The organism is Sulfurospirillum barnesii SES-3, assembly GCF_000265295.1.
GTDB lineage: Bacteria > Campylobacterota > Campylobacteria > Campylobacterales > Sulfurospirillaceae > Sulfurospirillum > Sulfurospirillum barnesii.
In genome coordinates this window covers 1,825,414-1,839,378 of the sequence record NC_018002.1, presented here as the reverse complement: position 1 = coordinate 1,839,378, position 13,965 = coordinate 1,825,414, and the positions used below count along the sequence as shown (strand labels likewise).

The window sequence follows — 13,965 nt, the reverse complement described above, 5'->3', positions numbered from 1 at the left end:
ATGCCAATAAATATTATCGATAAAAAAGAGTGCAATGGATGTAATGCTTGTTTTGATGCATGCAGTGATGCTCAGGCGATTCGATTTGAGATAGATAAAGAGGGTTTTTGGTATCCCAAAGTTGATTTAGATAAGTGTACTGATTGTGGGGTTTGTGAAAAAGTTTGTCCAGAGCTGAATGCTGATTCTCCTAAGCTAAAAGTTGGGAAAGAGCCTATAGTATATGCCGCAAGACACAAAGACAAAGAAGTTATTAAAGATAGTACAAGCGGAGGTGTCTTTACAGCATTTGCTGAATTATTTTATCAAATGGGAGGGTATGTTGGGGGAGCAGTATATGATAATGATTTTAATATCAAACATATTGTTACAAATGACGTCAATGATTTACCAAAACTAAGAAGCTCAAAATATGCACAAAGTGATTTAACAGGTTTTCATGCATCTGTCAAAGCACTTTTAAGAAAAGGTGAAAAAGTTCTTGTGTGTGGTACCCCTTGCCAAATGGCAGGACTTAGAATGTTTTTACGAAAGCCATATGAAAACTTACTTATTTTAGATTTTATTTGTAGAGGCATCAACTCTCCAAAAGTTTATCAAAAACACTTAAATAGTTTAGAAAAAAAGTTTGGATCAAAAATCAATTATTTAAAAGCGAAAAACAAAGAATTAGGATGGAGAAGCTTAACTTTTAAAGCAACTTTTGAAAATGGTGAAGCCTATTATGCAAAAGGTAGAGATGACAACTATACAAGAGGATATCTTCAAACGGGCAATATCACACGAGTATCATGTTTTGATTGTAAATTCAAAAAAAATCCACGAATAGCAGATATTACGATGGGAGATTTTTGGGGTGTAGAAAAAGTTGCACCTGAACTAGATGATAACTTGGGAACTTCACTAATAATGTGTAATACAGATCAAGGAATGAATTATTTTCAAGCACTTGATAATATTGACTTTAAGAAAGTAACCATAGAAGACATAATTCCAGGCAATAGAAGCTTATATCAGTCAGTAAGTGAATCTACAGAAAACAGAGAATATTTTTTTGAAGATTTGGACAGATATGACTTTGACTATGTTACAAACAAATACTTTCCAAAGAAAAAGCTGAGTTTAAAGCAAAAAATTAGAAAGATAGCAAGAAATATTGTAAAGCCAGGAGCCAGTAAGTATGATTTGGGATAAAATGATCAAATTTTTAAAAGGTTTAAAGTTGCTCTATAAAAACATGGGGTTTTCAATAACGACATGGTATAAGTTTTTTTGGATTAATTTTTTTAGAAAAAATAGCTTTACAAACTTTAAAAAAAGCAATCTAATTATACCTACAAAATATTGCGTTTTTGATATACATCCAGAAGCCAAAATTGAAGTTTGTGGCTTGGTTACAGTAGGGTATTCAAAAGTAAAAGGCTCTAAACTTGAAACACGAATTAGACTAGAAAAAAATACACTTTTTGCGATAAACGATAAATTTACAATGTATGCAGGTGCAGATATGCAAGTTTTTGAGGGTGGATGTTTAATTTTTAAAGGTGGTCCAGCCGCTGGATGTAACATACACTGTCAAATTGTTTGTGCAGATAAAATTACTATTGGTAAAAGTACTTTGATAGGTAGAAATGTAGTTATCCGAGATTATGATGCTCACTATATAATTGATGATAATTTTAAAATTAAAGAGCCAATTGTAATAGGGGATCACTGCTGGATTACGGAAGGTGTATTGATTTCAAAGGGTGTAACAATAGGCGATGGTTCAATAGTAGGTGCTAGGTCTTGGGTAATAAGAAATATTCCCGAAAAAACACTTGTAGCAGGTAACCCAGCGATGCCTATACAAAAAAATATAGAGTGGAAAGTTTAATTATGCAAGATATATTATTAACTAGTGGAAATACAATGCCTATTTTTGGACTAGGAACAGCTGACCCTATGCATGATGTAAAGCCCCCCAAATGGGTAAAAGGAAGATGGACCAATGCACTGTATCATAGGACACTTTTTAGATTTTTATGGATAATGAGAGGCTTTAAAATGGCTTTTTTAATAAAAAATGCTATAAAGTCTGGATATCGTATGATAGATACATCTTCTACTTATAGAAATGGTTTTTATATCAGTCTTGGTATCAAAATGAGTAAGATAAAAAGAGAAGACTTATTTATCATTACACGAATTAGCAATAAAGAGCAATGGAATAGCTCAGTTAGAGAATCTGTAGATAAATCTTTGCGTGAATTAAACATAGACTATATAGACCTTTTTATGTTTCATTGGCCAGTTTCTGACCAGTTTTTAGACACTTGGAAGCAGATGGAAGAAGTTTACAAAGAAGGTTTAGTTAAGTCAATTGGTGTGGCAAACTGTCACGAGCACCATCTTGAGGATATTTTAAAAATTGCTACGGTGATACCATCTGTCAATGAGTTTGAAATACATCCTTTGATGACGCAAAAAAAACTAGTACAGTTTTGTAAATCAAAAGATATAGTGCCAATGGCATATACTCCAATAGGTAGAGTGCATCCTAAAATTGTTAAAAATCAGGATTTAATAGCAATTGCCAAAAAGTATAATAAATCTGTGCCACAGATAGTTTTAAGATGGCATACCCAAAAAGGAATTCCTGCAATTCCACGATCTATGAATAAAACTAATATAGAAAAAAATATTGATATATTTAATTTTGAACTAGATAAAAGTGAGATTATGAGAATAGATGATATTGATGAAAATATGAGGTTAAGATATGACCCAGATAATTGCGATTTTACAAAGTTATAGAAAAGTATGTGTATTACAATATGAAAATAGGAATATTAACCCTACCAATAGCAGAAAATTATGGTGGAATTTTACAAGCTGTAGCATTGTATAGATTTTTAAGTTCTCAAGGTCATGATGTGGTTTTGATATACAAACAAAAAAAACAAGTATTTTGGAAGCGGCTTATTATTGCATTGATCGTAAAAATACCTTTTCAAGATTTTAGAGGTCTAAAAAGTAATTATAAAAACAATAAAGAGAGGCTTAAGAGAAAAGCGTTTCATAGAGGATTTATCGAAAAAGAGATATCTGAAATGAGTAAAGATTTGCACACAAGGCAAGACCTAGAAGAGTTTGCAAGAGAACAAAAGCTAGATGTTGTGATAGTAGGAAGCGACCAAGTTTGGAGAAAGAAATACATAGATGAGAAATACTACAAAAATTATTTTTTAGACTTTGTGGATGGAAGCAGGACGAAAAAAATAGCCTATGCAGCTTCTTTTGGAAAAGACCACTGGGAGGGTGAGAATGACCATGCGGAGATAGCAAAATTACTTCAAGATTTTACGGCTGTATCTATGCGAGAAGCTTCGGGAGTTCTTACATGTAAAGAAGCATTTGGCTATGAAAAAGCTGTACATGTACTAGACCCGACAATGCTTATGAGTAAAGATTTTTACCAAGAAGAAATTATAAAAAAACACAACGTGACGGGCGTGGGTAAAGGGGGACTTCTTACCTATGTCCTCGATGAGGCGGAAGAGAAAAAAGAGATTATAGAGTTTACAAAAAATATCTACAAGTTTGAAAATGTACTCCATTTAAAAGGTTTTGACACGCTACATGTAACGTACTCTGCGCCCCAATGGTTAGCGGCATTTGCTGGTGCTGACTTTGTGGTGACGGACTCATTTCATGGGATGGTTTTTTCTATCATCTTTGAAAAAGAGTTTGTAGTTATAGGAAATGAGAGCAGAGGGCTTGATAGGTTTATATCTTTGCTTGATGCGCTAGGACTGAAAGAGAGGCTTGTTTTTAATGTGAAAAACTTTGAAGGTGGAGAGCTGGGAAAGATAAACTACAATAAAGTGAACGAGATTTTAGGCATGCAAAAGAAGAAGTCTTTGGAGTTTTTAATGAGAGCATTGAATAATGGGCGAAGATAAACCATTTTTTAGTGTGGTGATACCGCTTTATAATAAACAAAATCATGTAAAAGAAACTATAGAAACAGTTTTAGCTCAAACTTTTCAAGACTTTGAAATAGTGGTGGTAAATGATGGCTCAAAAGACGATAGTGCGAAGATGGTTGAAGCGATGCGAGATGAAAGAATAAGGCTCATTAACCAAGAAAACGCTGGGGTATCAGTAGCAAGAAATAATGGCATAAAAGAAGCAAAAGCAGAATATATAGCTTTTTTAGATGCTGATGATTTGTGGCTGCCTGAGTTCTTGCAAACTATTTATGAACTAAGACAAAACTTTCCAGATGCTGGACTTTATGCTACAGCATATAAAAAGAGAAAAGCAAATGGCGAAGAAAGTGGAATTGATATACAAGGGTTACCTTCAAAAGATTATATAGGATTAATCCCAAATTATTTTGAATCCATTGTAAAAGGTAGTAATTTAGTTTGGACATCCGCAACATGTATTCCTAAAAAAGTATTTGTAGAAAATAATATATGGTTTCCTGAAGATGAAAAATATGGAGAGGACCAATATGTGTGGGCTAGAGTTGCTCTTGAAAAAAGAATCGTATATAACACCAAAGAATGTGCTATATATCTTAGTGAAACAGAGAATAATACAGCCTTTATAACAGATAGACTTGAAATGCCACTACCTACTAAAATAAACTTAATGAATTATAAGAATTTAGCACACAACGAAGATATTAAAAAGTGGCTTAGTCTATATATAGACAAGCATCTTTTAAATAAAGTAATTAAAAATAAAAAAAATAAAAATGGAAAAAATATACTGAAAATCTTGTGTACAAATAAATTTACTTTTATTAATCATTTAAAAATAATATTTATTTTATTAATTCCTAACATCTTATTTGATTACTTTATTCAGAAAAAAAATAAGTCTAAAAAAGTTAAGCAGTTTTTTAAAGCTATACTATTCTTTAAAGTAATAGAATAATACTTAAGAAATCTAGTTTTGATAAATTTTCATAAATATTATATTAATTATTTTGATTTTAATGAAAAAATTAGACCTAGAAATATTTACAAAATATGATAAAAAAAATTGGTTAGACTTAAAACAAGTAGATCTTGTAGGATAGAGAAAAATTTGAATAGTCTCCTAGAAAAGAAATGTGATCAAATAGATGTTTGAGTAGTATTATCTATATTAAATATTCATTTAAAAAAATAATCTAAATAAACTCATAATGTGAAAAGAGTAAGGACAGTAATATGAAAATAGCGTATCTATCAAATAGCCCTTTAGAAAAAAAAGTTGCCAATGCTATACATGTAATGAATATGGCTTCTTCTTTTGCTAAAAATGGGCATCAAATTTATTTACATGCAAAGTGTAATGCTCAAAATAGAGATTTTTTATTTGATGATTATGGTATTAAAAATGATTTTAAGCTTATTTGTGTTCAATCTAAAAATATTAAATTTTTAGGTCCTATTTTATATGGATTAATTCAAGCGTTTAAAGCAAGATTATGTATAAAGCCAGATTTGTGTTATAGTCGGTGTCTATTGAGTGCTTTTTTTACTATGAACTTAGGCTTAAAATCAATTGTCGAATTTCATGAGATGCCGCATTCAAAATTTTTAAAATGGCTTTATCGCTCATTATTAAGAAATAAAAATTTATTAAGAGTTGTTGTGATCTCCGAAGGACTAAAGTTAGATTTGGTAAAAGAGTTTGAGATAAGCAACATTATAGTCGCACATGATGGGGCAACCCTTTCTTATCACTCCGAAAAATTTTTGTTAGAAAATAAAAAAGAGATAAACATAGGTTATGCAGGGGGATTACGAGAAGGGAATGGTTTACGTTTAATGATGGATTTAGCAAACGAACTACCTCTTTTGCAGTTTCATATTGTAGGTGGAGATATTAATGATATTGAACAGTGGAAAACTTTACAGAGAAGCAATAATATCAATTGGTATGGGAAACGGGAGCCTAAAGAAGTTGGTGCATTTTTACATGAATGTGATATTTTATTAGCACCCTATCAAGTAGGTCCTAAGACATCCAGCGGAAGAGATACTGCAAGATGGATGTCCCCATTAAAAATTTTTGAATATATGGCATCAAGAAAAGCTATGGTTGTTTCAAAGTTTGAGGTGCTTGAAGAAGTACTCAATAAAAGTAATGCTATTTTAGTTAATCCTGATGATTTTTTGGCGTGGAGAAGTGCTATAGAAAATTTAGCATCTAATATTTCGCTGAGAATGGAGCTAGGCGAAAATGCTTATAATTGCTTATTAACAAAATATACTTGGGAAAAAAGAGCAAAAGCTGTTCTTGAAGGTCTTCTAGTTTGAAAATAGCCTATATTACCATGCAATTTCCCTCACCCAGTGAAACTTTCGCATCACATGATGTGGTTGCATTAAAAAAAATTGGGATGGATATATCCGTTTTTTCAATGAGATCGCAACATGTTTTACACGATAAAATGCTAAAAGAAAGAGCATTAGAGGATATACCTCTTTGCGCTAGCAATAGTAAAAAAGTATTGGCAGGGGTTATTGAAATTTTTAAATCCTCTTGTCTCTTTTTAAGTACACTCAAATGGATACTTTTAAACGATATAAAGAAGCCACAACATTGCATACGCCTGATTGCTCTTATGCCCATTAGTTTTTATATTTTAAAACAATTAAAAAAACTCCAACCAGACGTTGTACATCTTTTTTGGGGTCATTATCCTAGTGTTGTTGGATTTTTATTAAAAAAAAGACTTCCTCACGTTAAACTTTCAATGTTTTTAGGGGCATATGACTTAGAATATGCTTTGGGAGTCAGTCGAAGTTTAGCGCAAAAAGCCGATTGGATATTTACACATGCCTATGCTAATGAAAAGTCTTTAAGACACTTAGGTATAGAGGAAGATAAAATTCATGTTGTACATAGAGGAACATGCGCCAAAGAACATTTAAAGATTCTTGAGGGTATCAAAAAAGAGAATCATCTCTGGATCGTCGCTGGAAGGTTGATACCATTAAAAAGATTTGAGATGGCGATTGATATTTTTGGTGATTTTTCCAAAAATATTGATAATTCAAAAATGTTAGTGTGTGGAGATGGTGAGCTTAAAGAGGTGTTGAAAACACAAGTTACCATGATGCGACTTGAAAATCGTGTTGAATTTAAAGGGCATATTTCACAGCATCTTCTTTTACAGTATATGGCAAAATCAGATGTTTTACTTTTGCTGTCAAGTCGAGAACGATTACCAAATGTTGTGAAAGAAGCAATGTTGGTAGGGTGTATATGCATTGTCTCAGATACCCCAGGAATTCATGAGTTAATTGAAGATGGCAAAACAGGATTTATTATAAAGAATGGTCAATACGATAGTATTCCCCAATTAGTGATGTCATTAACTCAAACGAAGAAAGAGCAAATGAGAGAAGAAGCAAAAAAATTTATCTTAGAAAATTTTGATGTAGAAGACTTGATGAAGAAATATGTTCAAATATGGAGACAATCGTAATGGAACTTGTTTCAATAATAACCCCATCTTATAATTCAGAACTTTTTATATCTCAAACGATTGAGTCAGTATTGTCTCAAACCTATCAAAATTGGGAAATGATTATAGTTGATGATGTTTCACCTGATAAATCAAATGATATTGTAGAAGAATATTCTCAAAGAGATAGTCGCATAAAGCTTATAAGATTAGAAAAAAACAGTGGTCCAGCTATTGCTCGAAACACGGCGATAGAAACAGCACAAGGAAGGTACATTGCTTTTTTGGATGCCGATGATGTATGGTTGCCTGAAAAGTTACAAAAGCAAATAGCCTTTATGCAAGAGAAGCATCTTGATTTTACCTATTGTTCTTATGTGCTGATTGATGAGATAGGTAATCATTGTGGCCAAACTCTAGCACCAGAAAAGCTTAACTATACAGCTATGCTTTCTTCAAATAAAATTGGCTGTCTCACTGCTATATACGATACCAAAAAACTGGGAAAAATCTATATGCCTGATATTTTAAAACGGCAAGACTATGGCTTATGGTTAAAAATTTTCAAAATAATTGGGACAACACAGGGACTACTTGAGCCCTTAGCAGTTTATCGTATTCGTAAGAATTCAGTTTCAAGTAATAAATTAGCGTTAGTCAAGTATCATTATATACTTTTTAGAGAGCATGAAAAGCTTTCAATTTTTAAATCATTTTACTATGTGGGTGTGAATATCATGAGTAAATTCTTGCAGAAGCGATTATGAAGCATCACGTATTAGTAACGGGGGCATCAGAATTTATAGGTGGCTACTTTACAACGCATTATAGCGCTACTTACAATATATCTTTTTGTTCCTTTCACCAAGAAAATTTGGATGCATTAGCATTAGGTGGGATTAGTACTATTCTTCATCTTTCTGCAATTGTGCATCAACCCAATGCAACACAAGCTTTATGCAATGAATTCAATGTCTCTAAAACAGTAAATCTTGCATTAAAAGCAAAAGAAGCAGGTGTCAAACAGTTCGTTTTTATGAGTACGATTGCTGTTTATGATACCTCTTTGACATTTTTAAACGAAGATTCACTCCTTAACCCTGCAACATTTTACGGTCAAAGTAAATTGGAAGCTGAGAAACAGTTATTGGCTTTGGAAGATGAACACTTTAAGGTTTCTATTATTCGTCCACCTATGGTCTATGGTGCAAATGCACCTGGTAATATTAAGAGCTTAATGAAACTCATCGATAAAGTACCTATATTGCCTTTTGGTGGCATTATGAATCAACGCAGTTTTGTGTATGTGGGCAATTTGTGTGCCATGATAGATTGCATTATGAAGCAGCGACAAAGTGGTATTTTTTTGGCGAGTGATGATGCACCACTTTCTACAACGCAGTTGATTGAACACATTGCAAGGGCTAAAAATAAAAAAAAATACCTTTTACATGTAAAGCTTTTTGAGTACATGCTTCGATGGTTAAAGCCCTCACTGTATCAGCGGTTATTTTGTGATTTGGTCGTGGATAATTCTCAAACAAAAGCGACATTAGATTTTAAAAATCCATACAGAGTTGAAGAAGGGATTAGGCTTATGATTGAAGGTGAAAAAGAATGATGATATATGTTCTTGCGTTTTTTGTTTCATTTCTTTTGACGTATGGTATTCGTTTTGTTGCATTAAAAAAATCTCTCTTGGCTGAGGTAACTGAGCGTAGCTCGCACACGGTACCAACACCGCATGGCGGTGGTATTGCAATAGCTTTAACATGGTTTTTGGGACTTCTTTATTTTTTTACATGTAAAGAGATAGAACCCTCTTTATTTTATGCACTTATGTGTGGTAGTGTGCTCTCTTTTGTAAGTTATATAGATGATGTATATGAATTATCACCCAAAGTAAGGCTTGTTGTTCAGGCTTTGGTTAGTATTGCAGGGCTTTATACATTAGGTGGGCTCAATCATATTGATTTTGGATTTTTGGTACTTGATAATTCATTGTTTTGCAATATAGTGGCTTTTTTGGGAATTATGTGGTGTATCAATCTCTATAATTTTTTAGATGGCATTGATGGTTATGCTGGAAGTGAAGCCATTTTTTTAACGTTTGCAGGATGGTTAATATTTGGTGGAGAACATTTTTTGATTTTAATGGTTTCTGTGGCTGGTTTTTTAGTATGGAATTGGCATAAAGCAAAAATTTTTATGGGCGACGTCGGAAGTACGCTTTTAGGGTACACCGTTTCTATTTTTGCTCTTTATGATCAAAATAATGGAGTTTCTATTTTTGTGTGGCTTATTCTTTTTGGGCTCTTTTGGTTTGATGCAACACTGACCCTTTTAAGACGTTATAAAAACAAAGAGCGTTTAAGCAAAGCCCATCGAAAACATGCCTACCAAAGAGCAGTCCAAAGTGGCTTAAGGCATGATAAAGTCGTACTTTTAGGCATGGGTATCAATCTTGTTTTATTGATTCTAGGGTATAGTGCTTTTTACTTTCAAGAATTCACAATGGCTTTTTTTATACTTGCATTGGTTTTTTTATATGCAATCGTAAAATGGGTTGATTGTCACAAGAAGTTTGAGTAATGCACAGTATTGATAAACGTATTTTAAACCTTCTTGTTATTGTTGTTTTAACTTGTATGAGTTTTGTATGGACATTTTGGATTTTTCATTTGCCAATTCAGTGGTTTACGATTGCTAGTGTTGCTAGCGTACGCATCATTGCTTCTATTGCTATTTTTAAAGATTTTTCACTTTCATGGTCCAAGGTAACGCAAAAAACTTTCTTAATGAAAAGCCTTGTTTACATGGCTGCTTTTTGTGTCTATGCACCTTTTTATTATGGAAAATTGCGTCTTTCTTTTATGCTTTCAGAACTTTTCTTGTATCTGTTTCTGATTAATTTTTTAATGTATACGTACTATATGTTAGCAAACAGAAGTCATGTTACAAAAGAGAAAAAGCTTGTGATTTATGGTGCAGGAAAAGCAGGACTAAAACTTGCAGAAGAGTTTCGAGACAGTGTGTATAAAATACGTTATTTTGTTGATGATAATAAAAAACTTCAAAAACGAAGTATTGATGCAGTTAGAATTATTTCGAAAGATATTTTAAAACAAAAAATGCAAACTAGTACGTATGACTTGTTGTTAATTGCAATTCCTTCTGCATCTGCTAAAAAAAGGAATGCGATTTATGAAGAGTTAAAGCCTTTTTTCAATGAAATTAAAATTTTACCTGCACTAGAAGATATTCTTTCCGATACCTTTTTATCAAATCAACTTAAAAATATTACGGTTGAAGACCTTTTAGCAAGACATCCTCAAGATCTAGATAAAGCGAAGATTTCAGCATTTATTCACGACAAAGTTGTATTGATAACAGGAGCTGGTGGCAGCATCGGTAGTGAAATAGTGCGACAATGTTTAAAGTACAATGCCAAAAAGTTGATTTTAGTTGATCACAGTGAGTTTAACCTGTATCAGATTATGGAAGAGTCGCAAAGCGATAAACTTGTGCCCATTATGCAAAGTGTTCTAAATGAAGAACTCTTTAAAAACGTTTTTGCTCAGTATAGACCCAATATTGTTGTTCATGCTGCTGCCTATAAACATGTACCATTGGTGGAGGCAAATCCAAAAGAAGGTATTTTAAATAATATTTTGGGAACAAAAATTTGTATTGATTTGGCAATTCAATATGCAGTAGGTACGTTTATATTAATTTCAACCGATAAAGCCGTTCGTCCTACGAATGTTATGGGTGCAACAAAACGCGTGTGTGAACTCTATGCGCAAAATGTTAGCTCTCCCAAAACACAAATAGTTGCCGTTCGGTTTGGTAATGTTTTGGGTAGTAGCGGGTCTGTTATTCCTAAATTCAAAGCGCAAATTGAAAAGGGAGGTCCTATTACGGTGACTCATCCTGATATTACACGCTATTTTATGTTGATTCCTGAAGCGTGTGAATTAGTACTTCAAACAGGAGCGATTGGAAAGAGTGGTGAGCTGTTTATTTTGGATATGGGTGAACCTGTCAAAATTGTTGATTTAGCGCAAAAAATGATAGAACTTTCAGGAAAAAATGATATTGCTATCGAATTTATAGGACTAAGAGCAGGTGAAAAACTCTATGAAGAGCTTCTTATGAATGAGAGCGATAAAAAGACACAATATGCCTCTATCATGGTAGCGCATAAGACCGAATATCCTGTAGAAAAATTAGTAGCAGATATAGAAGAACTTTTTACATGTAGGGATAAATTAGCACAACTCAAAAAGATAGTCCCTGAATTTCATCATCATCCTTAAGGAAGTGTATGCATAAAATGTCACGTTTTTCATATTTAAATCTTTTTATTTTTAGTAGTATTGCGTTTTTATTTAGCTTTGTGGTCCGTCTTATTTGGGTCTATCAATTTAATGACTATGAAGCGTTTACATTTGCAGGTCAGTTTATGATCAATACCAACGATGGATACTATTGGGCGGAAGGGGCTAGAGACTTGCTCAGTAGCATTTCTCAAAAGTACGACCTCTCTCCCATTGACTCAGCACCTGCGTGGTTGACGTATGTGGCTGTTAAGCTTTTGCCTTTTTCGTTTGAGAGTATTATTTTTTATATGCCTGCTATTTTGGGCTCGCTCATTGTCATTCCTCTCATTCTCATCGCTCACAATCTTAAAATGATAGAAGTGGGATTCTTAGCTGCTCTTTTAGGCTCTATTGCCGTGAGTTATTACAATCGTACTATGGTGGGATATTACGATACGGATATGCTGACGATTGTGTTCCCAACATTTTTAGTGTGGTCATTGATTTTGGCTTTTCGCACGCAAGAAGAAAAATATCTTATTATTACAGCTATAGAAATTATTGCGTATCGTTGGTGGTATCCGCAAAGTTATTCGTTAGAGTTTGCTTTTTTTGGGTTAATTTTGCTTTATATGCTTATTTTTCAGCGCAAAAATATTTTTTATTACCAGCTTTTAGCCATAATGCTTTTTGCAATGATGGGATTGGATGCTCTGATTCGTAGTGGTATTGTCATGGGTGTGTATTGGCTCTTTAAGCAAGAAAAATTTCAAAAGTATACCTATGGTATTTTGGCAGTTGCTATTGCACTTTTTTTTCTAAGTGGAGGGTTTGAGCCTATTTGGGTACAACTCAAAGGCTATGTGTTTAAAGATGCTATTGAAGTAGCCGATGCAGAACTCTCTCTTCATTTCTTTTCGGTCATGCAAACCATTCGTGAAGCAGGGCAGATTCCTTTTAGTGTTTTTGCGGAGCGTATCAGTGGACATACGGTGACATTTATTTTATCTCTTGTTGGGTATGGATTGCTTCTGAAGCGTTACCCTGTGATGTTTTTAGCCTTACCTCTTTTAGGACTGGGTTTTTTAGCGCTTTGGGGTGGTCTTCGATTTACCATTTATGCGGTTCCTGTGTGTGCGTTGGGTGTGGCGTATTTACTCTTTACATGTAGTGAATTTATCATGACTTCTTTTGTGAATGATCGGGTAGGGAGCATTGTAAAATCGAGCTTTGTGATTCTTGCTAGTTTAGGTATTTTGTATCCCAATCTTTTACATGTAATGAATTATCGTGTTCCTACTGTTTTTAATCAAACAGAAGTCGCGCAACTAGATATGTTAAAATCTCAGGTGCAACGAGAAGATTATATCGTGACATGGTGGGATTATGGGTACCCCCTTCGTTATTACAGCGATGTTAAAACACTGATTGATGGGGGAAAGCACAGCGGAGAGGTCAATTTTCCTGTCAGTTTTATGCTCACAAATTCTATGGAATCAGCCGCTCGATTGGCACGTTTAGAAGTGGAATATACGGAAAAAGCATTTAGTTTAGAAGAGTCTAACACGAAAAAATCTAAAAAAGAGAAAGTAAAACTTGTCAATAATACCGCCAAAATGACTTTAGATTATGGCTTTAGGGATGCCAATGATTTTTTAGATGCTTTACAAACACCTCTTGTTTTACCCGAAAAAACACGGGATATTTATTTTTATTTGCCGTATCGAATGATACATATTTTTCCAACAGTGGCACAATTTAGCAATATTGATGTCATGAGTGGTAAAACAGCTAAAGAGCCTTTCTTTTTTGAGAGTAGTCGCTTTAAAGATGAGGGGGCACTGCTGCATTTTGGCAATGGAATTGTATTTGATAAAGCAAAGGGTACCCTAAAAATAGGTGCACAAGAGGTTATGGTTAAACAGTTTATTCAAACATCGTATACTCCTGAGATGAAGTTTTCTAAAGTGCACAACACTTTACATGTAAACGGAGTATTCTCAATTATTTACATGCAAGCGTATAACACATTTTTAATTGTGGACGAAGCCATGCTAAATTCATTGTATATCCAAATGTTTGTTTTGGAAAATTACGATGAGCGCTTTTTCGAGCCAATCAGTTTAGAAGCTTATGCTAAAGTGTATAAGCTAAAAATTTAGCTAAAATAGGCAAAAAGAAAAGGTG

At 33.5% G+C, this 13,965-nt stretch carries 12 protein-coding genes; all 12 read left to right on the top strand.

Features of this window, described 5'->3' with window-relative positions:
* The 12 genes from SULBA_RS09215 (at window position 1) to SULBA_RS09165 (ending at window position 13,940) form a co-directional block, all read left to right on the top strand.
* Window positions 1–1,194, top strand: coding sequence for a Coenzyme F420 hydrogenase/dehydrogenase, beta subunit C-terminal domain (locus tag SULBA_RS09215; protein ID WP_014770020.1), 1,194 nt, complete (start codon window positions 1–3; stop codon window positions 1,192–1,194).
* The gene (locus SULBA_RS12805) at window positions 1,181–1,876 is read left to right on the top strand and encodes an acyltransferase (RefSeq protein WP_014770019.1); all 696 of its coding nucleotides are present in this window, start codon (window positions 1,181–1,183) and stop codon (window positions 1,874–1,876) included. Before SULBA_RS09215 ends, SULBA_RS12805 begins: the two co-directional genes overlap by 14 nt.
* 2 nt (window positions 1,877–1,878) lie before the next feature.
* A complete protein-coding gene (locus tag SULBA_RS09210) occupies window positions 1,879–2,796 on the top strand; it encodes an aldo/keto reductase family protein (protein WP_014770018.1) in 918 nt (305 codons plus the stop codon).
* A gap of 20 nt (window positions 2,797–2,816) precedes the next feature.
* Entirely contained in the window at window positions 2,817–3,944 is a 1,128-nt protein-coding gene (locus SULBA_RS09205) for a polysaccharide pyruvyl transferase family protein (RefSeq protein WP_014770017.1), read from the top strand.
* A complete protein-coding gene (locus SULBA_RS12800) occupies window positions 3,931–4,929 on the top strand; it encodes a glycosyltransferase family 2 protein (RefSeq protein ID WP_014770016.1) in 999 nt (332 codons plus the stop codon). The genes SULBA_RS09205 and SULBA_RS12800 overlap by 14 nt, the downstream gene beginning before the upstream one ends.
* Window positions 4,930–5,207: 278 nt before the next feature.
* Complete coding sequence (locus SULBA_RS09195; RefSeq protein WP_014770015.1) at window positions 5,208–6,302, top strand: glycosyltransferase; 1,095 nt, start codon at window positions 5,208–5,210, stop codon at window positions 6,300–6,302.
* Window positions 6,299–7,477, top strand: coding sequence for a glycosyltransferase family 4 protein (locus SULBA_RS09190; protein WP_014770014.1), 1,179 nt, complete (start codon window positions 6,299–6,301; stop codon window positions 7,475–7,477). The genes SULBA_RS09195 and SULBA_RS09190 overlap by 4 nt, the downstream gene beginning before the upstream one ends.
* Window positions 7,477–8,223: a glycosyltransferase family 2 protein gene (locus SULBA_RS09185; protein WP_014770013.1), complete on the top strand. Its 747-nt coding sequence runs from the start codon at window positions 7,477–7,479 to the stop codon at window positions 8,221–8,223. Before SULBA_RS09190 ends, SULBA_RS09185 begins: the two co-directional genes overlap by 1 nt.
* A complete protein-coding gene (locus tag SULBA_RS09180) occupies window positions 8,220–9,077 on the top strand; it encodes an NAD-dependent epimerase/dehydratase family protein (protein ID WP_014770012.1) in 858 nt (285 codons plus the stop codon). Before SULBA_RS09185 ends, SULBA_RS09180 begins: the two co-directional genes overlap by 4 nt.
* Complete coding sequence (locus SULBA_RS09175) at window positions 9,077–10,048, top strand: MraY family glycosyltransferase (protein ID WP_041672002.1); 972 nt, start codon at window positions 9,077–9,079, stop codon at window positions 10,046–10,048. The genes SULBA_RS09180 and SULBA_RS09175 overlap by 1 nt, the downstream gene beginning before the upstream one ends.
* Complete coding sequence (gene pglF, locus SULBA_RS09170; protein WP_014770010.1) at window positions 10,048–11,775, top strand: UDP-N-acetylglucosamine 4,6-dehydratase (configuration-retaining); 1,728 nt, start codon at window positions 10,048–10,050, stop codon at window positions 11,773–11,775. The genes SULBA_RS09175 and pglF overlap by 1 nt, the downstream gene beginning before the upstream one ends.
* 8 nt (window positions 11,776–11,783) lie before the next feature.
* Window positions 11,784–13,940 (top strand): STT3 domain-containing protein, encoded by a 2,157-nt coding sequence (locus tag SULBA_RS09165; RefSeq protein ID WP_014770009.1) that lies wholly within the window; start codon window positions 11,784–11,786, stop codon window positions 13,938–13,940.
* Window positions 13,941–13,965 lie beyond the last annotated feature (25 nt).